General features: G+C 42.7%; 19 protein-coding genes and 1 pseudogene. 9 read left to right on the forward strand and 11 right to left on the reverse strand.

From position 1 onward, the window contains the following. Positions 1-8 precede the first annotated feature (8 nt). Positions 9-1,952, forward strand: coding sequence for a threonine--tRNA ligase (gene thrS / locus M9H69_RS07655; protein ID WP_033583459.1), 1,944 nt, complete (start codon positions 9-11; stop codon positions 1,950-1,952). A gap of 153 nt (positions 1,953-2,105) precedes the next feature. Here the strand turns inward: thrS and M9H69_RS07660 are convergent, their stop codons facing one another. From M9H69_RS07660 to M9H69_RS07675, 4 genes and pseudogenes are all read right to left on the reverse strand, one after another. Then, entirely contained in the window at positions 2,106-3,155 is a 1,050-nt protein-coding gene (locus tag M9H69_RS07660; RefSeq protein ID WP_250315292.1) for a DUF389 domain-containing protein, read from the reverse strand. Between the two features lie 142 nt (positions 3,156-3,297). Further along, a pseudogene (locus M9H69_RS07665) lies at positions 3,298-3,576 on the reverse strand (ABC transporter permease); the annotation flags it as partial. Positions 3,577-3,651: 75 nt separating this feature from the next. After that, a complete protein-coding gene (locus tag M9H69_RS07670; RefSeq protein ID WP_250315293.1) occupies positions 3,652-4,626 on the reverse strand; it encodes a sensor histidine kinase in 975 nt (324 codons plus the stop codon). Then, complete coding sequence (locus tag M9H69_RS07675; RefSeq protein ID WP_250315294.1) at positions 4,619-5,296, reverse strand: response regulator transcription factor; 678 nt, start codon at positions 5,294-5,296, stop codon at positions 4,619-4,621. Before M9H69_RS07675 ends, M9H69_RS07670 begins: the two co-directional genes overlap by 8 nt. A gap of 156 nt (positions 5,297-5,452) precedes the next feature. Between M9H69_RS07675 and M9H69_RS07680 the strand changes: the two genes are divergently transcribed. Continuing rightward, a complete protein-coding gene (locus M9H69_RS07680) occupies positions 5,453-6,547 on the forward strand; it encodes a DUF2974 domain-containing protein (RefSeq protein ID WP_250315295.1) in 1,095 nt (364 codons plus the stop codon). A 63-nt stretch (positions 6,548-6,610) separates the two neighbouring features. Then, a complete protein-coding gene (locus M9H69_RS07685; protein ID WP_033583455.1) occupies positions 6,611-7,240 on the forward strand; it encodes an MBL fold metallo-hydrolase in 630 nt (209 codons plus the stop codon). A gap of 38 nt (positions 7,241-7,278) precedes the next feature. On the opposite strand, the gene M9H69_RS07690 is transcribed toward M9H69_RS07685, so the two are convergent. Further along, positions 7,279-9,171, reverse strand: a complete 1,893-nt coding sequence (locus M9H69_RS07690; protein WP_250315296.1) for a M13 family metallopeptidase — start codon at positions 9,169-9,171, stop codon at positions 7,279-7,281. 169 nt (positions 9,172-9,340) lie between these two features. Here M9H69_RS07690 and M9H69_RS07695 point away from each other — a divergent pair, with 169 nt between their 5' ends. From M9H69_RS07695 to M9H69_RS07720, 6 genes are all read left to right on the forward strand, one after another. Next, positions 9,341-10,063 carry a metal ABC transporter ATP-binding protein gene (locus M9H69_RS07695; protein ID WP_250315297.1) on the forward strand — a complete coding sequence of 241 codons (723 nt, stop codon included), beginning with the start codon at positions 9,341-9,343 and terminating at the stop codon, positions 10,061-10,063. Continuing rightward, positions 10,060-10,908 carry a metal ABC transporter permease gene (locus M9H69_RS07700; RefSeq protein ID WP_250315298.1) on the forward strand — a complete coding sequence of 283 codons (849 nt, stop codon included), beginning with the start codon at positions 10,060-10,062 and terminating at the stop codon, positions 10,906-10,908. Before M9H69_RS07695 ends, M9H69_RS07700 begins: the two co-directional genes overlap by 4 nt. 26 nt (positions 10,909-10,934) lie before the next feature. Continuing rightward, on the forward strand, positions 10,935-11,864 hold the full coding sequence (locus M9H69_RS07705) for a metal ABC transporter substrate-binding protein (protein ID WP_250315299.1): 930 nt from the start codon (positions 10,935-10,937) through the stop codon (positions 11,862-11,864). 122 nt (positions 11,865-11,986) lie between these two features. After that, on the forward strand, positions 11,987-12,481 hold the full coding sequence (gene tpx / locus M9H69_RS07710) for a thiol peroxidase (RefSeq protein ID WP_000206539.1): 495 nt from the start codon (positions 11,987-11,989) through the stop codon (positions 12,479-12,481). 83 nt (positions 12,482-12,564) lie between these two features. Next, a complete protein-coding gene (locus M9H69_RS07715) occupies positions 12,565-13,215 on the forward strand; it encodes a metal-dependent transcriptional regulator (RefSeq protein ID WP_250315300.1) in 651 nt (216 codons plus the stop codon). Between the two features lie 107 nt (positions 13,216-13,322). Beyond that, on the forward strand, positions 13,323-13,736 hold the full coding sequence (locus tag M9H69_RS07720) for a hypothetical protein (protein ID WP_250315301.1): 414 nt from the start codon (positions 13,323-13,325) through the stop codon (positions 13,734-13,736). A 31-nt stretch (positions 13,737-13,767) separates the two neighbouring features. On the opposite strand, the gene dtd is transcribed toward M9H69_RS07720, so the two are convergent. From dtd to cysS, 6 genes are all read right to left on the reverse strand, one after another. Continuing rightward, the gene (gene dtd / locus M9H69_RS07725; protein WP_250315302.1) at positions 13,768-14,211 is read right to left on the reverse strand and encodes a D-aminoacyl-tRNA deacylase; all 444 of its coding nucleotides are present in this window, start codon (positions 14,209-14,211) and stop codon (positions 13,768-13,770) included. Between the two features lie 29 nt (positions 14,212-14,240). Next, positions 14,241-16,457, reverse strand: a complete 2,217-nt coding sequence (locus M9H69_RS07730; protein WP_250315303.1) for a RelA/SpoT family protein — start codon at positions 16,455-16,457, stop codon at positions 14,241-14,243. A 138-nt stretch (positions 16,458-16,595) separates the two neighbouring features. Then, positions 16,596-17,726, reverse strand: coding sequence for an ABC transporter ATP-binding protein (locus M9H69_RS07735; protein WP_000229941.1), 1,131 nt, complete (start codon positions 17,724-17,726; stop codon positions 16,596-16,598). Between the two features lie 114 nt (positions 17,727-17,840). Beyond that, complete coding sequence (locus M9H69_RS07740) at positions 17,841-18,710, reverse strand: helix-turn-helix domain-containing protein (protein ID WP_250315304.1); 870 nt, start codon at positions 18,708-18,710, stop codon at positions 17,841-17,843. Positions 18,711-18,712: 2 nt separating this feature from the next. Continuing rightward, positions 18,713-19,099 (reverse strand): Mini-ribonuclease 3, encoded by a 387-nt coding sequence (locus tag M9H69_RS07745; protein WP_250315305.1) that lies wholly within the window; start codon positions 19,097-19,099, stop codon positions 18,713-18,715. Continuing rightward, positions 19,092-20,435 carry a cysteine--tRNA ligase gene (cysS, locus tag M9H69_RS07750; RefSeq protein WP_250315306.1) on the reverse strand — a complete coding sequence of 448 codons (1,344 nt, stop codon included), beginning with the start codon at positions 20,433-20,435 and terminating at the stop codon, positions 19,092-19,094. The genes M9H69_RS07745 and cysS overlap by 8 nt, the downstream gene beginning before the upstream one ends. Positions 20,436-20,456: the final 21 nt, after the last annotated feature.

Raw genomic sequence — 20,456 nt, forward strand, 5'->3', positions numbered from 1 at the left:
AGAAAACCATGATTAAGATTACTTTCCCAGATGGCGCTGTTCGTGAATTCGAATCTGGCGTGACAACTTTTGAAATTGCCCAATCTATCAGCAATTCCCTTGCTAAAAAGGCCTTGGCTGGTAAATTTAACGGCAAACTCATCGATACAACTCGTGCTATCACTGAAGATGGAAGCATCGAAATCGTGACGCCTGATCACGAAGATGCTCTGCCAATCTTGCGCCACTCAGCTGCTCACTTGTTTGCCCAAGCAGCTCGTCGCCTCTTCCCAGACATTCATTTGGGTGTCGGTCCAGCTATCGAAGACGGCTTCTACTACGATACCGACAATACTGCTGGCCAAATCTCCAACGAAGACCTGCCTCGTATCGAAGAAGAAATGAAAAAAATCGTTAAAGAAAACTTCCCATCAATCCGTGAAGAAGTGACTAAGGACGAGGCCCGTGAAATCTTCAAGAACGACCCTTACAAATTGGAATTGATTGAAGAACACTCAGAAGACGAAGGCGGTTTGACTATCTACCGTCAGGGCGAATACGTGGACCTCTGCCGTGGTCCTCACGTCCCATCAACAGGTCGTATCCAAATTTTCCACCTGCTCAACGTAGCTGGTGCCTACTGGCGTGGAAATAGCGACAACGCGATGATGCAACGAATCTACGGTACAGCTTGGTTTGACAAGAAAGACTTGAAGAACTACCTTCAAATGCGTGAAGAAGCCAAGGAACGTGACCACCGTAAACTCGGTAAAGAACTTGACCTCTTCATGATTTCACAAGAAGTCGGACAAGGTTTACCATTCTGGTTACCAAACGGAGCCACTATCCGTCGTGAATTGGAACGCTACATTGTCGACAAGGAAATCGCTGCAGGCTACCAACATGTTTACACTCCACCAATTGCCTCAGTGGAACTCTATAAAACTTCTGGTCACTGGGATCACTACCGTGAAGATATGTTCCCAACTATGGACATGGGAGACGGTGAAGAGTTTGTCCTCCGCCCAATGAACTGTCCTCACCATATCGAAGTTTATAAACACCATGTACACTCATACCGTGAATTACCAATCCGTATCGCTGAGATTGGCATGATGCACCGATATGAAAAATCTGGCGCCCTTACAGGCCTTCAACGTGTACGTGAAATGTCCCTAAATGATGGTCATACTTTTGTAGCTCCAGAACAAATTGAGGAAGAATTCAAGAAAATTCTTCAATTGATTATCGACGTGTATGAAGACTTTAATTTGACAGATTACCGTTTCCGCTTGTCTTATCGTGACCCAGAAGATAAACACAAATACTTTGACAACGATGAGATGTGGGAAAATGCACAACGCATGTTGAAGGCAGCTATGGATGATATGGAACTGGACTACTTTGAAGCTGAAGGTGAAGCAGCCTTCTACGGACCAAAATTGGATATCCAAGTTAAAACTGCCCTCGGTAAAGAAGAAACCCTTTCTACTATCCAGCTTGACTTCTTGCTTCCAGAACGCTTCGACCTCAAATATGTTGGAGCAGATGGTGAGGAACACCGTCCAGTCATGATCCACCGTGGTGTTATTTCAACTATGGAACGCTTCACAGCTATCTTGATTGAGAACTACAAGGGCGCCTTCCCAACATGGCTTGCACCACACCAAGTGACCCTCATCCCCGTTTCTAACGAAAAACACGTGGATTACGCTTGGGAAGTAGCCAAGAAACTCCGTGACCGTGGTGTCCGTGCAGATGTAGATGAGCGCAATGAAAAAATGCAGTTCAAGATCCGTGCTTCACAAACAAGCAAGATTCCTTACCAATTGATCGTTGGGGACAAGGAAATGGAAGACGGAACTGTCAACGTTCGTCGCTATGGCCAAAAAGAAACACAAACTGTCTCAGTTGATGACTTTGTTCAAGCTATCCTAGCTGATATCGCCAACAAATCACGCGTTGAGAAATAAAACAATCACAGTCTGAGAAATATTTTTCAGAGCCAGAAAAAGCAACAACTATTTCAGCTGTTGCTTTTTATATTTTATTTAATCTGAGCTAGTAGTGATTGGCCAAACCACCACACAAGATTTGCTTTCATGAGTTAGATAAGGTCAATATCCTCAATCCTTATCTGCTTCATTTTCTTTTACAAGATCTTTTTGTGAATCCTTTTCAGAGAGTTTTTGATCGATATACTTGTTAATGGTTTCATAAAATTCCTTGGTCGTATCACCGTCTAATTTTGTCGAATTATGAACTTGATTGACTTTCAATTGAACAGATTGAATACCGTAAGAGGCTTGTTTTTGATGGAGCGTTTCTAATTCTTCGTCTGAAATCGGATCTCCAACAACCGTCAAAACCAATTCATTGTTCCTTGACTTGTAGACTTGATTAATGACCGTGTGATTGGCGAACTCTTTTGCTATAAACTGTTTGATTCCTTCTTTTCGCGCTTGATCTATCGACAGAGTGACTGCTGAATAGCTGGCTGGAAGAACCAATAATACAATCAAGGATATCAACCCAATTCTCATTTTAATATTTAGCTCTTTAAATGAACTTAAGGGAGATTTTCTCATCAAAATTCTTGTTCCAACAATGTTGGCTAGCATGATAAAGACACAGTTGATCAAGAAAAGATAGAGAGCCCCAAATAAAAATCGTACATTTCCATTAGCTAAACCATATCCTGCAGTACAGATAGGTGGCATCAGAGCTGTTGCAATGGCTACTCCTGGCACGATATTGTTTGCTTCTTTTTTCCTTGATCCAATTACACCTGCTATCCCACCAGCAATAGCAATGAGAACATCCCAAATGGTTGGAGAGGTTCGTGCAATCAGTTCGCTACTTGCATAAGATAAGGGAGAAATCCAGAAATACAGAGTCGAGACAAGCAAGCTGACCAATACTTGAGTAAATAAAACCTCTAGAGATTGTTTGATTAAACGGGTATCAAAAATAGCTAAACCAAAACCCAGTCCAACAATCGGTGTCATAAGAGGGGAAATCAGCATGGCTCCAATAATAACAGCTGTTGAATTCATATTTAGACCTATAGAGGCAATAAAAATCGCACACATCAAAATCACTATATCTCTTAATCGAACATGAAGATCATCATATAATTTCTCACGGTATTCACGTGTTGAATAATTTCCGGTCATTGGTTACTCCTTTTATTTCATATACTCTTGTTTCTACTTGGATGATGGCAGAGAGACTTCTGTCCAATCTTACATATTTTTCTTCTCACCTGTTATGCTTTTGAAAATTATCCTTTAAGCATCCGTCAGTCTATCCTTAACATTATATCAAAAATTTTACAGTCTTTATCTGAAGAAATCTATCAATTGAACAGATAGAGAAAGTTATCGTCAACCTCATGGTATCATCGACTACTTCAATGACCTTGAGAACTAAACTAAGCATATAATAAGCAAAGGCCAATGGAGAAATGCAAAAATTACAGGAAGGAAGAAAACTGTCAAGATTTGCTTATTAATGGTTTGCTTAATCTGCTTTTGATCTAGACCTACCTTTTCGTTCGTGGTCTTCATATCCCTCAGAGATTTGTTTATAGTAGATAAAATAATTTACTAGGATACACAGTTAAAGATAGAAAAGCCCAGTTGTCTTATCCTGGGCTCTTATCTACTCTTCTCACTCAAGGACTAAGTTCACTTGAGCAAACTGAATCCGCACTATCGTTCCTTTTCCAACTTCAGATTCAATACGGATCTGATGCCCCAGCTCTTCAGAAATTTTCTTAGATAGGTAAAGTCCAAGTCCAGATGACTGCTGGGTTAGGCGACCATTATATCCTGAAAAGCCACGTTCAAAGACTCGGAGCACATCACTGTTTTTAATCCCGATTCCCGTATCTTTGATACAGAGCTCCTGGCCTTCCATATAAATCTCTAGTCCACCTCGCTTGGTGTATTTGAGGCTGTTTGAGAGGATTTGTTCAATGACGACCAACAACCACTTCTTATCGGTCACGATGGTTTTGTCTAAGTCATGTAGATTGACTGTCAGCCCCTTCTGGATAAAGAAAAGAGCATACTTACGAACCACTTCCTTAACTAAGTCATCCACTTGAACCTTTTCAAATACCAAGTCATCGTGGAAGCTTTCCAAACGAAGATACTGCAACACCAGATTGGTATAGGAGTCAATCTTAAAGATTTCCTGTTCCAGTTGCTGCTTGACCTCACGATCAGATACTTCTGCTACCAAGAGACGGCTCGCTGCAATAGGAGTCTTTATCTGATGAACCCACAAGGTGTAGTAGTCAAGCAAATCCGTCAGCTTGCTTTGGGCTTCCGACTTCTTTTGATACAATTCAGACCCTCGCTCTTCGAGTTTCTCTGCCAGCGCACATTCCAGAGGGGACTTGGGATCTCTTTCAGCATAGAGTACTTCCTGCCGGTAAACCTGAGCTTCTGCAAAAATATCCCAAACCAAAAATAAAAGGGTCAAAAAGCTACTGAGGAGGAAAAAATAGAAGAAATAAAATCCTATACTAGCGAATAAAAACTGAAAGAGAAAAACAAGAAAACCCAATGAAAAAATATAGACAAAAAGACGACTGCGAGAACGCAGATAGGCCAGAAAAAATAGTTTCCAATCAAGCATGTTTCAGTCCGTACCCTATTCCCTTCTTGGTTTCGATAAATCCTGCCAAGCCTTGCTCCTCCAACTTTTTGCGCAAGCGAGCAACGTTGACAGACAAGGTATTGTCATCGATGAAAAAATCGCTATTCCAGAGTTCCCGCATCAGGTCATCACGCGCCACGATATTACCCGCATGTTCAAACAAAATCCGCAAAATCTGAAATTCATTCTTGGTCAAACTCAATACTTCCCCCTGATAGTGCAGGTCCATAGACTTGGTATTGAGGATCACACCCGCATACTCCAGCAGACTTTCATCTCGGCCAAACTCATAGGAACGGCGCAACAAGCCCTGAACCTTGGCAAGGAGGACCTGCTGGTCAAAAGGTTTGGTTATAAAATCATCCGCACCCAAATTGATCGCCATGACAATATCCATCGCCTGATCTCTCGAAGACAGAAACATGATAGGTACCTGAGAAATCTTACGAATCTCCTGACACCAGTGGTAACCATTAAAAAGAGGCAGACCAATATCCATGAGGACCAAATGAGGCTCAGACTGGACAAATAAGCTCAATACTTCCATAAAATCTTCTACCAAAATGACCTCAAAGCCCCACTCAGAGAGCAGTTTCCCCACTTGTTGCCGAATAACTTGGTCATCTTCTACTAGTAAAATCTTGTGCATGCGCTCCTCCTTTGCTCTTATTATAACAGATTTTCCCCATGGATAAAATGCAAACCTGTATTTAAACCAGCTCGCTAGCAATATAGCAAAATCTAGTAAGCCTACTAGCTAATTCTTGGTAAATGTGATAGGATAAACATAGAGAAAGGAGCTTTTATGGCCAATATTTTTGACTACCTCAATGATGTAGCATACGATTCCTTTTATGACCTCCCCGTGAATGAGTTAGATGTTCTTGCCTTGACTGAATTAACCTATCTTGCTTTTGATAATGTAATCACCCAAGAACCAAAGCGTCTCATAGATCTAGCACCTCAAATTCCTAGAGACACGACGATGTTGACCAATAAAAACCGTCTCCAGTTGTTGGATCAACTCTCTCAACACAAACGCTTTAAAAATTGCAAGCTCTCAGACTTTATCAACGATATCGATCCTGAATTGCAAAAACAGTTTGCGGCTATGACTTATCGTATCAGTCTCGATACCTATTTGCTTGTTTTTCGTGGGACGGATGATAGTATCATCGGTTGGAAAGAAGATTTCCATATGACCTATATGAAGGAAATCCCAGCTCAAAAACATGCCCTCCAATATTTAGAGAACTTTTTTGCTCAACATCCTAACCAAAAGGTTATCCTAGCAGGACACTCAAAAGGGGGCAATCTAGCTGTCTATGCTGCCAGTCAACTTGATCCAAACTTGCAGAAAAACATTGTCGCTGTCTACACTTTTGATGCCCCTGGACTTCACAAGGAACTAACCGAAACACCTGGCTATCAAAATATGATGAAAAGAACGAAAGTATTTGTCCCACAAGGGTCTATCATCGGGATGATGCTGGAAATTCCGGATAAAAAAATCGTCGTTCGAAGCACCGCCTTAGGTGGCCTTGCCCAGCACGACACCTTTAGTTGGCAGATTGAAGACAAACACTTTGTCCAACTAGACGAGACCAATAGTGATAGTCAGCAAGTCGATACAACCTTCAAGGAATGGGTTGAAACAGTTCCTGACGAAGAACTGCAGCTCTACTTTGACCTCTTTTTTGGAATCATTCTCGATGCGGGCATCTCCTCTATCAACGATCTTTCTTCCTTCAATGCCATTGAACACATTCATCAACTCTTTGTACAAGCTCAATCCCTCACTCCCGAAGAAAGAGAAACCATGGGGCGCTTAACCCAACTCTTGATTGACACCCGCTATCAAGCTTGGAAAAATCGTCAAAGCACGAAAAAGACTTTTTGATACCCTAAGTATCCTCTTCTATGCTATACTTAGTTTAGTACATTCTTTGAGATTGGAGCCAGTATGAAAATCCATAAAACCGTAAATCCCATTGCCTATGAAAACACTTATTATCTGGAAGGGGACCAACACCTGATTGTGGTTGACCCAGGTAGCCATTGGGAAGCTATTCGCAAGACTATTGAGAAAATCAACAAACCCGTCTGTGCGATTCTCCTGACCCACACCCACTACGACCATATTATGAGTCTGGACTTGGTTCGTGAAACTTTTGGAAATCCTCCAGTTTATGTAGCAGAGAGCGAAGCTAGCTGGCTTTACACTCCAGTCGATAATCTCTCTGGTCTCCCTCGTCATGATGATATGGCAGATGTGGTCGCAAAACCAGCAGAGCACACCTTTGTCTTTCATGAGGAATACCAGCTTGAGGAATTTCGTTTTACAGTTTTACCGACCCCAGGCCACTCTATTGGCGGTGTTTCTCTGGTCTTTCCTGATGCTCATCTAGTCTTGACGGGAGATGCTCTATTCCGAGAAACCATCGGACGGACCGATCTTCCTACCGGTAGCACGGAACAACTCCTCCATAGCATTCAGACGCAACTCTTTACTCTTCCTAACTACGATGTCTATCCTGGGCATGGTCCAGCTACGACTATCGCTCACGAAAAGACTTTTAATCCCTTTTTCTAGCAAGCAAAAAACCAAGGAAAATTTCCTTGGTTTTTGTCTTACCAAATAATCACACGGTCCTCTGGTGAACGCCACATACCATCGCCTTCTTTGACATCGTATGTTGTAAAGAAGTCATCGAAGTTTGGTACTTGGACATTAACACGGAGTTTGGCAGGCGCGTGCACATCGACACTGGCCATGAGTTTCATCAACTCAGGACGGCCTTTCATACGCCAGATACGAGCAAAGTTGTGGAAAAATTCTTCAGCTGAGAAGTCTGGTTCTCTCTTAGCAGCTTCAAGGGCTGCAGCAATTCCTCCCAAGTCAGCAACGTTTTCAGACACGGTTAGTTTTCCGTTGATTCTTGCACCGTAAGATTCTTGCCCATCAAACTGGTCGATAACTTTCTGCGTTTTTTCTTTAAAGGCAGCATAGTCACTCTCTGTCCACCAATCCTTGAGGCTACCATTTTCATCAAAGGACGCACCATTTGTGTCAAAGGCATGAGAGATTTCATGGGCAATAACAGCACCAATACCACCGTAGTTAGCTGAAGACGACTGATGCAAATCATAGAATGGAGCCTGTAAAATGGCAGCTGGGAAGACAATCAAGTTCTTCTGAGGATTGTAGTAGGCATTAACCATGTGAGCAGGCATGCCCCACTCCTTGTAGTCAACCGGTTGGTTCCACTTGCTCCAGCTGTGCTTGATTTCCACACGCGCAAAAGCTAGGGCATTCTCAAAGAGACTAGCAGTTTCGTCCACTACCTTGTCCTTGTAGCGTTCTGGCAATTCCTCTGGATAACCGATATAAGGCTTGATGACATTGAGTTTGACAATGGCCTTGTCTCGCGTTTCAGGCGTGAGCCAGTCGTTCTTAGCCAAGCGTTCCTTATAAACATCAATCATAGTCGCTACTTTTTTCTCTACGTCTGCCTTAGCTTCTGGAGAGAATTTTTCATGCGCGTACCAGAGACCAAGGGCTTGCTTGAAAGGACCTTGAGCCAAGTGATAAGCTGCCTTGACCTTGTCCTGAGCTTCTGGAACACCTGAAAGAGCACGACCATAAGCACCTGACAAGACACGAATCTCGTCTGTGAGATAGCTTGTTGAGAGATTGACAACGCCCAAAATCAATGTTGCTTTAAGTAGAGGCCACGCTTCTTCACTATAGAATTGGTCTGCTGCTTGCCAGAAACGTTCCTCGTCTACGATAACCTTGTCAGGCACTTGTCCAAGAACGGCTTGGAAGAAGTCATCTAGAGGTAGGGCAGGGGCAAACTTTTTGAAATCTTCATAAGCGTATGGATGATAGAGTTTGGCATATTCTGAACTTTCTTCGTTAGAAAGCACCACAGCTGCAACTCGACGGTCCAATTCCAATCTCTTCTCTAGTAAGTCTTCGATTTCCTCATCTGAGAAATCGTAGGCTTTGAGAAGATTCGCAGTACTTTCCTTCCAAAGCGTCAAGAGTTCCTCACGTTGAGGATGGTCTTCAGCATAGTAGGTTGTATCTGGCAAGATTGTTCCTGGTGCACTAGCCCATAGAACATTGGTTCTGGCATCCATAAAGTCAGGTGATACTCCAAAGGGAAGGAAGTTTGGTTTACCAGCTAGTTCAAACTCGGCTAATTTGCTAGTGAAATCTGCAAAACTCTCCAAGTCTTGGTATTCCTTGAGCAGAGGAAGGACGGGCTTGATCCCATCTGCTTCTCTCTTGTCAAAATCGCGTACCATGCGATGGTGCTTAACAAAGTTTGCGAGGATAGCATCCTCTGGGACATCCTCTCCTGCCAACCACTTGTCCGTTGTTGCCAGCATTAACTCTTCAATTTCCTCGTCAAGGTCAATAAAACCGCCTGCTCGAGATTTGTCAGCTGGAATGACAGCTGTTTTTTCCCATTCGCCATTAATCGCATCATAAAAATCGTCTTGATAACGTGTCATCTTGTTCTCGCTTTCATTTTTTCACTTATTCTTAGCTTAGCAAAAAACACTTGGGAATGCAATTAAAAACGGTCTCTCATTTTTCAGTTATTATTTTAAATTTTTTAAAAATTAACTTGACTTAATTTTTTTTTTAAGGTATATTAAATACAGGAGGGAGGAATTTGTTATGATACGTATTGAACACCTCAGTGTCTCCTACAAAGAAACGTTGGCACTAAAGGATATTTCACTAGTGCTCCACGGACCAACTATTACCGGAATTATTGGTCCAAACGGTGCTGGAAAATCAACTTTACTAAAAAGTATGTTGGGAATTATCCCACATGAAGGTCAGGCCTTTCTCGATGACAAAGAATTCAAGAAATCTTTACATCGAGTTGCCTATGTCGAGCAAAAAATCCATATCGACTACAATTTCCCTATCAAGGTCAAGGAATGCGTCTCTCTGGGACTCTATCCATCCATCCCGCTCTTCCACACTTTAAAGTCCAGCCACTGGAAAAAAGTGGCAGATGCACTTAAAATCGTTGGGCTCTCAGACTATGCTGATCGCCAAATCAGCCAGCTCTCAGGAGGACAATTCCAACGTGTTTTGATTGCCCGTTGCTTAGTGCAGGAAGCTGACTACATCTTTTTAGATGAGCCTTTTGCCGGGATTGACTCGATCAGTGAAGAGATTATCATGAATACGCTGAGAGACCTTAAAAAAGCTGGTAAAACAGTTCTCATCGTCCATCATGACCTCAGTAAAGTCCCCCATTATTTCGACCAAGTTTTGCTTCTCAATCGAGAATTAATAGACCTTGGTCCGACCGAAGAAACCTTTACCGAGGCCAATCTCAAAAAGGCCTACGGTAGCAAACTCTTTTTCAATGGAGGTGACCTATGATAGCAGAATTTATCGATGGATTACAACATTTCCATTTCCTACAAAACGCCTTGATAACAGCTATAGTCATCGGAGTTGTTGCTGGAGCTGTGGGATGTTTTATCATCCTACGTGGGATGTCTCTCATGGGAGATGCCATCTCTCACGCAGTTTTGCCTGGCGTAGCCCTTTCCTTTATCCTGGGAATTGATTTCTTTATTGGAGCGATCATCTTTGGTTTGATGGCTTCCATCATCATTACCTACATCAAGGGAAACTCTATCATCAAGAGTGACACTGCCATTGGTATTACCTTTTCATCTTTCTTAGCCTTAGGTGTCATCTTGATTAGTGTTGCCAAGAGTTCAACAGACCTCTTCCATATCCTTTTTGGGAATATCCTCGCTGTCCAAGATACGGACATGTGGATTACCATTGGTGTGGGCGCAGTCATTCTCTTGATTATCGGGATTTTCTTTAAACAACTATTGATTACATCCTTTGACGAGCTCCTGGCTAAGGCCATGGGAATGCCCGTTAATTTCTACCACTATCTGCTCATGGTGCTCTTGACCCTTGTGTCTGTCACCGCAATGCAAAGTGTTGGAACCATTCTTATCGTGGCCATGCTAATCACTCCAGCCGCGACGGCTTATCTCTATGCTAATAGCCTAAAGAGCATGATTTTTCTTTCATCAAGTCTTGGAGCTCTGGCTTCTGTTGTAGGACTCTTTATCGGCTATAGTTTCAATCTCGCAGCAGGATCTAGCATCGTGCTCACATCCGCCAGCTTCTTTCTAATCAGTTTCTTTATCTCTCCTAAGCAACGATACTTGAAACTGAAAAACAAAAAAATCATTAAATAACGGGGAAACCCTTCTGGAGGAATCTAATGAAAAAATTAGGTACATTGCTTGTACTCTTTCTTTCCGTCATTGCACTTGTCGCATGTGCTAGCGGAAAAAAAGATGTAGCTTCTGGTCAAAAACTAAAAGTTGTTGCTACAAACTCAATCATCGCTGATATTACCAAGAATATCGCTGGTGACAAGATTGATCTTCACAGTATCGTTCCTGTTGGTCAAGACCCACACGAATACGAACCACTTCCTGAAGACGTTAAGAAAACTTCTCAAGCTGACTTGATTTTCTATAACGGTATCAACCTTGAAACAGGTGGCAATGCTTGGTTTACCAAATTGGTCGAAAATGCCAAGAAAACTGAAAACAAAGACTACTTTGCAGTTAGCGAAGGCGTTGATGTTATCTACCTTGAAGGTCAAAACGAGAAAGGCAAAGAAGACCCACACGCTTGGCTCAACCTCGAAAATGGGATGATTTATGCTAAAAATATCGCTAAACAGCTGATTGCAAAAGATCCTAACAACAAGGAATTTTACGAAAAAAATCTCAAAGACTATACTGAAAAACTAGATAAACTAGACAAGGAAGCCAAAGAGAAATTTAACAATATCCCTGCTGAGAAGAAACTCATCGTAACCAGCGAAGGATGCTTCAAATACTTCTCTAAAGCCTACGGTGTCCCAAGTGCCTACATCTGGGAAATCAACACAGAAGAAGAAGGAACACCGGAACAAATCAAGACCTTGGTTGAAAAACTTCGCCAAACAAAAGTTCCATCACTCTTTGTTGAATCAAGTGTCGATGACCGTCCAATGAAGACTGTTTCACAAGACACAAATATCCCAATCTACGCACAAATCTTTACTGACTCAATCGCTGAAGAAGGTAAAGAAGGCGACAGCTACTACAGCATGATGAAATACAACCTTGACAAGATTGCTGAAGGTTTGTCTAAGTAATCCATTAAAAAACGTCGTTCTCACGTGAATGGGCGTTTTTTTGTCCCTTAATTTCCAGTCAAATCATTGGAAAAATCTGACAATTCTCGGTAAAATAAAAGAAAAAAGAATGGAGTAGTTTCATGACCACTTTTCTCGGAAATCCTGTAACCTTTACAGGTAAACAACTGCAAGTCGGAGACAAGGCACTTGACTTTTCTCTCACTACAACCGATCTCTCTAAAAAAACACTAGCTGACTTTGATGGAAAGAAAAAAGTTTTGAGTGTTGTCCCTTCTATCGATACTGGTATCTGCTCAACGCAAACACGTCGATTCAACCAAGAACTTGCCAACCTTGATAATACCGTCGTTCTTACCGTTTCTATGGACCTACCATTTGCACAAGGACGCTGGTGTGGAGCTGAAGGCCTTGACAATGCCATCATGCTTTCAGACTACTTTGACCATTCTTTCGGGCGCGATTATGCCCTCTTGATCAACGAATGGCATCTCCTTGCACGTGCTGTCTTTGTTCTCGACACTGATAATGTCATCCGTTACGTAGAATACGTTGATAACATCAACACGGAACCAGACTTTGAAGCTGCCATTGCTGCAGTGAAAGAACTGGACTAAAATCAAAGCCATTAGGGCAGAAGGCTAGAGAAATCTAGCTTTTTTTGATATACTAGATGGAGAGAAAAGACAAGAGGAAACGAATGACGCCAAACAAAGAAGATTATCTAAAATGTATTTATGAAATCGGTACGGAGATGCAAAAAATTACCAATAAAGAAATTGCTGCCCGTATGCAAGTCTCTCCACCTGCCGTAACAGAGATGATCAAACGCATGAAAAGTGAAAATCTCATCCTCAAGGATAAGGAGAACGGCTATCTATTGACAGATATTGGCCTCAAACTGGTCTCAGAACTCTATCGCAAACACCGGTTGATTGAAGTCTTTCTAGTTCACCATCTCGACTATACCAGTGACCAGATCCACGAAGAAGCTGAGGTCCTAGAGCACACTGTATCCGATCTCTTCGTAGAGAGACTGGATAAACTGCTGGGCTTCCCTAAAAACTGCCCCCACGGAGGAACCATCCCAGCCAAGGGAGAGCTCTTGGTCGAAATCAACAACTTACCACTAGCAGAGACCAAAGAAGCCGGTACCTACCTCCTGACTCGGGTTCACGATAGCTTTGATCTGCTCAAATACTTAGAAAAGTATGAGATTCATATTGGTGACCAACTCCAAGTTAAGCAGTTTGATGGCTTTTCCAATAGCTTTACTCTAGTCAACAAGGGTGAAGATCTCCAAGTTAGCATCGATATCGCCAAACAACTCTATGTCGAAAAAATCAACTAACCCCTTATTCCTGAAAGAAGTTCCTTTCAGGGATTTTTTATTATTTTGCTTGTAAGTCCCATTCGTTTGGTGTAGAATGAAACTAGATAAAAGAGGGAGGTTTTCCTATGAAAAAGCTCTTTAGAATCCATTTTGCAGCCATTGCAGTCAGCGATTTGCTACTATTCGCAATTTTTATCTCCAAAACCGATCCCTCTGTAGACTGGCTCCTGCTCTCTGGTTTTATTTTCATCCTTGCTCAGGCACTACTGCTATTTCGCTTGGTTGTCCGACTCAAACATCATTTCGCTGAGATTTATCCTCAAATCAATAAAAAGATTTGCTTCTACTATTTGGGGGTGCTCATTAGCGATTTTCTATTATTTGTCCTTTTAGTCTTCACCAGTTATCAGCAATTTTCCTCTCTTATGCCAATCGTTACTTCTTGTCATTCTACGTTTTATTATATAATGGCTAGCCACATAAGAGAAAACTATCCAGACTTTTACGACAAACATATCTCTTTCTGGGAGTGTCTATAAACAAAAACCAAGCCAGCTGGGCTTGGTTTTCTTATCTATTTTTAGTATCAAGGATAATGGTAACTGGTCCGTCATTGACCAGCTCAACCTGCATATCCGCTCCAAAGATACCTGTCTGAACGGGCACTTCTTGTGCTAGCTTTTGATTGAAATGCTCATAAAAGGAGGCTGCCATATCTGGCTTGGCTGCACCTGTAAAGGCGGGACGATTGCCCTTCTTAGTGTCCGCAAAGAGAGTAAACTGAGAAATAGAGAGGATTTCCCCCTTGATATCCGTGACGGACAGGTTCATCTTGCCTTCCGCGTCTGAAAAAATTCGCATGTTGACGAGCTTTCTCACAGCATAGTCCAAATCTTCCTCTTGGTCCTCTGGTCCAACACCAACCAGCAATAAGAGTCCCTGATTGATTTTTCCCTGAACTTGACCTTCAATACTCACTTGGGCTTTTTTAACCCGTTGGATAATGATTTTCATAATAGCCTTTCTAGTGACTGAAGGGAGAATTAGCCGTTAGTCCGTTTGACGGAGTAAACCTCTGGCACACTCTTAATCTTGTCCACGACTGTGGTCAGTGTAGAGAGGTTGGAAATACCAAAGGAGACATGGATATTAGCAAATTTCATATCCTTAGTTGGCTGAGCATTAACGGTTGAGATATTCTTGGTCGTATTGGAGAGAACTTGCAGAACATCATTTAAGAGCCCTGTACGATTGAGACCATAGATATCGATGTGGGCAGTGTATTCCTTGCTTGAGAATTGATCTTCCCACTCCACATCAAGGAGACGTTGCTCGTAGTTTTCTTGAGCGCGGAGATTCATACAGTCCACACGGTGAATAGCTACACCACGACCTTTGGTAATGTAGCCAACAATGTCGTCACCCGGAACTGGATTGCAACACTTAGCAATCCGCACTAAGAGACCTGAGGCCCCTTCAATGACCACACCACCCTCATGCTTGACCTTGAGGGTTTCTTTATTTTCAACCCTAACTTCGCCACCTTTGACAAGTTCTTCTGCCTCCGCCTTGGCCTTGGCACGCTCTTCCTCACGGCGTTCCTTTTCGGTCAAACGGTTAAAGACGGTAATAGCGCCAATTTCTCCAAAACCAATGGCTGCATAGAGAGCTTCCTCTGTCTTGTAGCTGGTCTTTTGAAGGACCTCGTCCATGTGACGCTTGTCCATGAATTTATTGACCACATAACCGTTTTCTTGGAACTGGGCCATCAACATCTCACGGCCCTTGTTAACGGATAATTCCTTGTCTTGATTTTTAAAGAACTGGCGAATCTTGTTGCGCGCCTTACTGGTCTTGACCATGTTGAGCCAGTCACGACTCGGTCCAAAGGAGTTGGGGTTGGTGATAATTTCAACCTGATCCCCTGTCTTGAGCTTGGTTGTCAGTGGAACCATACGGCCATTGACCTTGGCACCAGTCGCTTTTTCACCGACTTTGGTATGGATTTCATAGGCAAAGTCAATCGGTCCTGAATCTTTTGGAAGGGAGCGAACTGCACCATTTGGGGTAAAAACGTAAATCTCCTCCGCCAGATAGTTTTCTTTAACAGAGTCCACAAATTCCTTGGCATCATCAGCCTGGTCTTGGAGCTCCATCATCTCCTTGATCCAGTTCATCCCAATAGCAGACTCCTTGCTGTTGACCTTCCCTTTAATGCCTTTCTTATAGGCCCAGTGAGCTGCTACCCCGTACTCAGCCACTTCGTGCATTTCCTTGGTCCGAATCTGGAATTCAATCGGCCCTTTTGGCCCATAAACGGTTGTATGGATGGACTGGTAACCATTGGCCTTACGATTGGCGATATAGTCTTTGAAGCGGCCTGGCATGGGTTTCCAAAGTTCATGCACATAACCCAACATGGCATAGACATCACTCTGGGTATCTAAGATACAGCGAATGGCAATCAGGTCATAAATCTCCTCAAAGCGTTTCTTCTTATCCTGCATCTTGCGATAGATCGAATAGATATGCTTAGGACGACCATAGATTTTCCCTTTGAGATTGCGTTCGGTAGCATAGTCCTCCAACTTGGTTACGACTTCATCGACCAAAGCCTCTCGCTCTCTACGTTTTTCCTTCATCATGTGGGTGATCTTGTAAAACTCAGTTGGATTGAGGTAACGGAAGGATAGATCTTCCAACTCCCACTTGACACTGGAAATCCCTAGACGATGAGCAAGTGGTGCGTAAATTTCCATGGTTTCTCTGGAGATCCGTTCTTGCTTGTCCTTTCGTAGGTGTTTGAGAGTCCGCATATTGTGCAAACGGTCCGATAATTTAACCAAGATAACACGGATATCCTCAGACATGGCCATAAGCATCTTGCGGTGATTTTCAGCTAATTGTTCCTCGAGTGATTTGTACTCAACCTTACCAAGCTTGGTCACCCCATCAACGATAATCCGAACATCATGACCGAACTCTCTCTCCAGATCATCCAGTGTCGCATCTGTGTCTTCAACAACGTCATGCAAAAAACCGCAGGCAACGGTTACGGCATCCAGCTTAAGCTTAGCCAAAATTCCTGCTACCTGAATGGGATGGATAATATAGGGTTCACCTGATTTCCGAAACTGCCCACTATGACAATCTACCGCATAAATCAAAGCTTTTTGTACAAAAGCAACGTCTTCCTTTGTTAAATATTCTCTCGTTAAAGCGACTACCTGATCGCCCGTCAAATTCACTTCTTTCGGCATCTATACTCTCCAATTCTTCCTACCATTTTATCACTTTTTTAAGGATATGAAAACTAGAAAAACCTGTTTTTATGCCAATACCAATCATTAAAAAAACACTGCCAGATTTCTCTAGCAGTGTTTTGACATTTCATTTGCTTAGTAGACTGTTTTTTCAGTTTCTACATCAAAGAAGTGTGCTTTGTTCAAGTCAAATCCAAGTTCAACTGTTGCACCTGTTTGTAAGTAATCACGAGCGTCAACTTTGGCTACAAATTCATCTTTACCAACTTGGCAGTAAAGGTGAGATTCTGAACCAAGTAATTCTGATACAGAGATGGTTGCTTTTACAACTGATTCTGGGAAAGTTTCAAGGAAAGCAGGTTCTGCATTCACATCTTCTGGACGAATACCGAAGATCAATTCTTTACCTTCGTAGCCTTTTTCACGAAGAACTTTCAATGCTCCTTCTGGAACTTTCAAACGGAAACCGTCAGAAACAATTTCACCACCAACCAATTTTACGTTGATGAAGTTCATAGCTGGACTTCCGATGAATCCTGCTACAAATTTGTTAACTGGGTTTTTGTAAACTTCTTGAGGAGTACCGATTTGTTCTACACGTCCGATAGTACCTGTACCAGCAGGGTTCTTAGTTGCTGACATGATAACGATACGATCTGCAAGTGTCATCGCTTCTGTTTGGTCGTGAGTTACATAGATAGTTGTAGCACCGATACGACGGTGGATTTTCGCAATTTCTGCACGCATTGATACACGAAGTTTGGCATCCAAGTTTGACAAAGGCTCGTCCATCAAGAACACTTTTGCATCACGGACGATGGCACGACCCATGGCAACACGTTGACGTTGACCACCTGAAAGGTCAGCAGGTTTACGATCCAAGAACTCTTTCAAGCCAAGGATTGCTGCAGCCTCTTGTACACGTTTGTCGATGTCTTCTTTGCTGTATTTACGCAATTTCAAACCGAAAGCCATGTTGTCATATACAGTCATGTGTGGGTAAAGAGCGTAGTTTTGGAATACCATGGCGATGTCACGGTCTTTTGGAGCTACGTCGTTGACAACCACACCATCGATAGATGCAGTACCCTCTGTAATGTCTTCAAGACCAGCAATCATACGAAGAGTTGTTGATTTACCACATCCTGAAGGACCTACGAAAACGATAAATTCCTTGTCTTTGATGTCCAAGTTGAAGTCTTCAACTGAGTAGTGTTCGCTGTTTGGATATTTTTTGTAAATGTTTTTAAGATTTAATTCTACCATGGAAGGTGAACTCCTTTTATATTTTGATAGTTTTATTATAAATGAAAACGCTTTACATTTCTATGGCAAGGTGACCAAAAAAACAAAAAAGTTCTGTGCAACTTGCACAAAACTTTAGAGAATATCTGGTAAAATCAACTGATAACATAAGGTCAAATCTGTCAATTCTTTTAACTGCAGTCCAGTCAATTCTTCCCATTTGTCAATCTTGTATTGGAGAGAATTGCGATGCAGGTAGAGTTGCTGGGCTGTTTTCGTTAAGACAGCACTGTTTTCCCAGAGAGAAAGAATAATTTCCTGAATCTGATCTTGACCCAGAATCAACTGACGAAGGCAGTCTTTGATAATTCTAAGGTCAACCAACCCTTCCCCAAGACTCCAGAGATAGAGCTGTGAAAAAGTATGAACACCTTGATGCCCTTGACGCCACCAAGTCTTAAACAAGTCCCGCTCTGCTTGGATTAAATCTGACAGGGGCTGATATCCAGTCTGTGACCAGATCTGACCTAACATGATAGAGAGACGAAGTCCAAAGTCATACTCAACCGCTTCAATCGTATCACTTAAAATAGCTCGTACAGAGGTGTATCTATCTTGTTGGAGCACGAAGACATAATCCTGTGCTCCGACCTGCAACACTGTCTGGCAGTTAGGAAAGAGGGTCTGCATCATATCCAGCCAAGAGGCTAGATTTTCCTGCTGAAAATAGGAAAGATGGCAATACACCAGTTGTATCTTTTTAAAAGTTTGAGGCGCCTGCCCCTTGCCCTCAATCAGATAGGAATACCAGGGATTGAGCGAACGAGCCTGCTCCTGCTGGGTTAAAAGGGAAATTAACTGCTTTTCACGCTCAGTGAGATTATTCTCTTCCAGTAAAATCCACTGCTGCGAAGACAGAGGAAGAGTAAGATATCCTGGCTTCTCTATCGGCTGATCTGAAATCTGTGCCTCAGGAAACCAGTCTAGTAATTCTTTTGCAAGCATTTCTACTCCTCCACTTTTTGGATACACCACGAAATCAAGGCCTCTAAGCGCTCCACATTTTCTGTCAGATGAAGATAGCCCATAACTGCTTCAAATCCAGTCGACATACGATAAGTCACGACATCCGCATTTTTAGCCTTTGTGTGACTATTGGTATTGCGGCCACGTTTATAGATTTCTTCTTCTTTTTCCGTAAGGACTTGCTCCTCCAACATAAGAGAAATCAGACGAGCCTGAGCCTTGGCCGAGACATACTTGGTCGCTTCTTGATGGAGTTTATTGGGCTTGGTCATGCCTTTAAGGATGAGGTGACGGCGGATATACATGGAGTAGACAGCATCCCCCTCAAAGGCGAGGGCAATACCGTTAATGAGATTGACATCAATCACGTGTCCACCTCACTCCATCCTTGGTGTCAAGGAGCTTAATTCCTTGAGCCGCCAATTGGTCACGGATTTGGTCTGCTGTGGCAAAGTCACGATTAGCACGCGCTTCTTGGCGTTTTTGGATCAAGGCTTCGATTTCTGCATCCAAAACTTCCTCAACAAAGACAATACCAAAGACCTCTAACATAGCCGCAAGAGTTTGCTTGACACTTACATCATAGTTGCCTGAGTTGATCCATTTGGCCATTTCAAAGACTACTGTGATACCGTTGGCAGAGTTGAAATCCTCATCCATAGCGGCTACAAACTTATCTTTAAATGCTTGTAATTCTTGAGCATCTACAGTTCCTGTAAATGGTTGTTCGTAAGTATTTTTTAGATACTTGAGATTAGTCTCGGCATCCCGAACTGCCTTTTCCGTAAAGTTGATGGGTTTGCGGTAGTGTTGAGTTGCAAAGAAGAAACGAAGCACTTGGCCGTCGATAGTCTTCAATGCATCATGGACAGTGATAAAGTTGCCCAAGGACTTGGACATCTTGACATTGTCGATATTGACAAAGCCATTGTGCATCCAGTAGTTAGCAAAGGTCTTACCTGTTTTAGCTTCAGACTGGGCAATTTCGTTGGTATGATGAGGAAACTCAAGGTCAGCTCCACCACCGTGGATATCAATGGTATCGCCCAAAATCTCTGTTGACATAACCGAACATTCGATATGCCAGCCCGGACGACCTGCTCCCCAAGGACTGTCCCAGGAAATCTCGCCCGGCTTGGCTGCCTTCCAGAGGGCAAAGTCCACAGGATTTTCCTTACGTGCCGTTTCTTCATCTGTACGACCTGAAGCACCCAGCTCCAAATCTTCCAAGGTTTTATTGGCTAATTTAGCATAGTTGTGAGATTTTTCCACACGGAAGTAAACATCCCCTTGACTCTCATAGGCAAAACCTTTTTCAATCAAGTCTTCCACAAAACGGATGATGTCAGCCATAAACTCCACCACCCGCGGATGACGAGTCGCAGGTTTTACACCCAGAGCTGATACATCCTCACGAAAGGCCGCAATGTACTTGTCCGCAACCTCCTGAGGCGTGATGCCTTCTTCCTTGGCGCGATTGATAATCTTATCATCCACATCCGTGAAATTTGAAATATAGGTAACCTCATACCCACGGTACTCAAAATAACGACGAATGGTATCAAAAGCCACCGTCGAACGGGCATTCCCCACGTGGATATAGTTATACACGGTTGGCCCACAAACATACATCTTAACCTTACCATCCTCAATAGGGACGAAATCTCGCAATTCACGAGACATGGTGTCATAGATTTTAATCACTCACTGTCTCCTTTCTTACTT

It is taken from the genome of Streptococcus oralis (genome assembly GCF_023611505.1).
Classification (GTDB): domain Bacteria; phylum Bacillota; class Bacilli; order Lactobacillales; family Streptococcaceae; genus Streptococcus; species Streptococcus oralis_CT.

Coding starts and splice junctions, on each gene's coding strand:
- M9H69_RS07675 (WP_250315294.1), bottom strand. CDS start 5,296: ATGCACAAGATTTTACTAGTAGAAGATGACCAAGTTATTCGGCAACAA.
- M9H69_RS07715 (WP_250315300.1), top strand. CDS start 12,565: ATGACGCCAAACAAAGAAGATTATCTAAAATGTATTTATGAAATCGGT.
- M9H69_RS07705 (WP_250315299.1), top strand. CDS start 10,935: ATGAAAAAATTAGGTACATTGCTTGTACTCTTTCTTTCCGTCATTGCA.
- tpx (WP_000206539.1), top strand. CDS start 11,987: ATGACCACTTTTCTCGGAAATCCTGTAACCTTTACAGGTAAACAACTG.
- M9H69_RS07685 (WP_033583455.1), top strand. CDS start 6,611: ATGAAAATCCATAAAACCGTAAATCCCATTGCCTATGAAAACACTTAT.
- M9H69_RS07740 (WP_250315304.1), bottom strand. CDS start 18,710: ATGCTTGCAAAAGAATTACTAGACTGGTTTCCTGAGGCACAGATTTCA.
- M9H69_RS07680 (WP_250315295.1), top strand. CDS start 5,453: ATGGCCAATATTTTTGACTACCTCAATGATGTAGCATACGATTCCTTT.
- thrS (WP_033583459.1), top strand. CDS start 9: ATGATTAAGATTACTTTCCCAGATGGCGCTGTTCGTGAATTCGAATCT.
- M9H69_RS07695 (WP_250315297.1), top strand. CDS start 9,341: ATGATACGTATTGAACACCTCAGTGTCTCCTACAAAGAAACGTTGGCA.
- dtd (WP_250315302.1), bottom strand. CDS start 14,211: ATGAAAATCATTATCCAACGGGTTAAAAAAGCCCAAGTGAGTATTGAA.
- M9H69_RS07700 (WP_250315298.1), top strand. CDS start 10,060: ATGATAGCAGAATTTATCGATGGATTACAACATTTCCATTTCCTACAA.
- M9H69_RS07730 (WP_250315303.1), bottom strand. CDS start 16,457: ATGCCGAAAGAAGTGAATTTGACGGGCGATCAGGTAGTCGCTTTAACG.
- M9H69_RS07670 (WP_250315293.1), bottom strand. CDS start 4,626: ATGCTTGATTGGAAACTATTTTTTCTGGCCTATCTGCGTTCTCGCAGT.
- M9H69_RS07720 (WP_250315301.1), top strand. CDS start 13,323: ATGAAAAAGCTCTTTAGAATCCATTTTGCAGCCATTGCAGTCAGCGAT.
- M9H69_RS07735 (WP_000229941.1), bottom strand. CDS start 17,726: ATGGTAGAATTAAATCTTAAAAACATTTACAAAAAATATCCAAACAGC.
- M9H69_RS07690 (WP_250315296.1), bottom strand. CDS start 9,171: ATGACACGTTATCAAGACGATTTTTATGATGCGATTAATGGCGAATGG.
- M9H69_RS07660 (WP_250315292.1), bottom strand. CDS start 3,155: ATGACCGGAAATTATTCAACACGTGAATACCGTGAGAAATTATATGAT.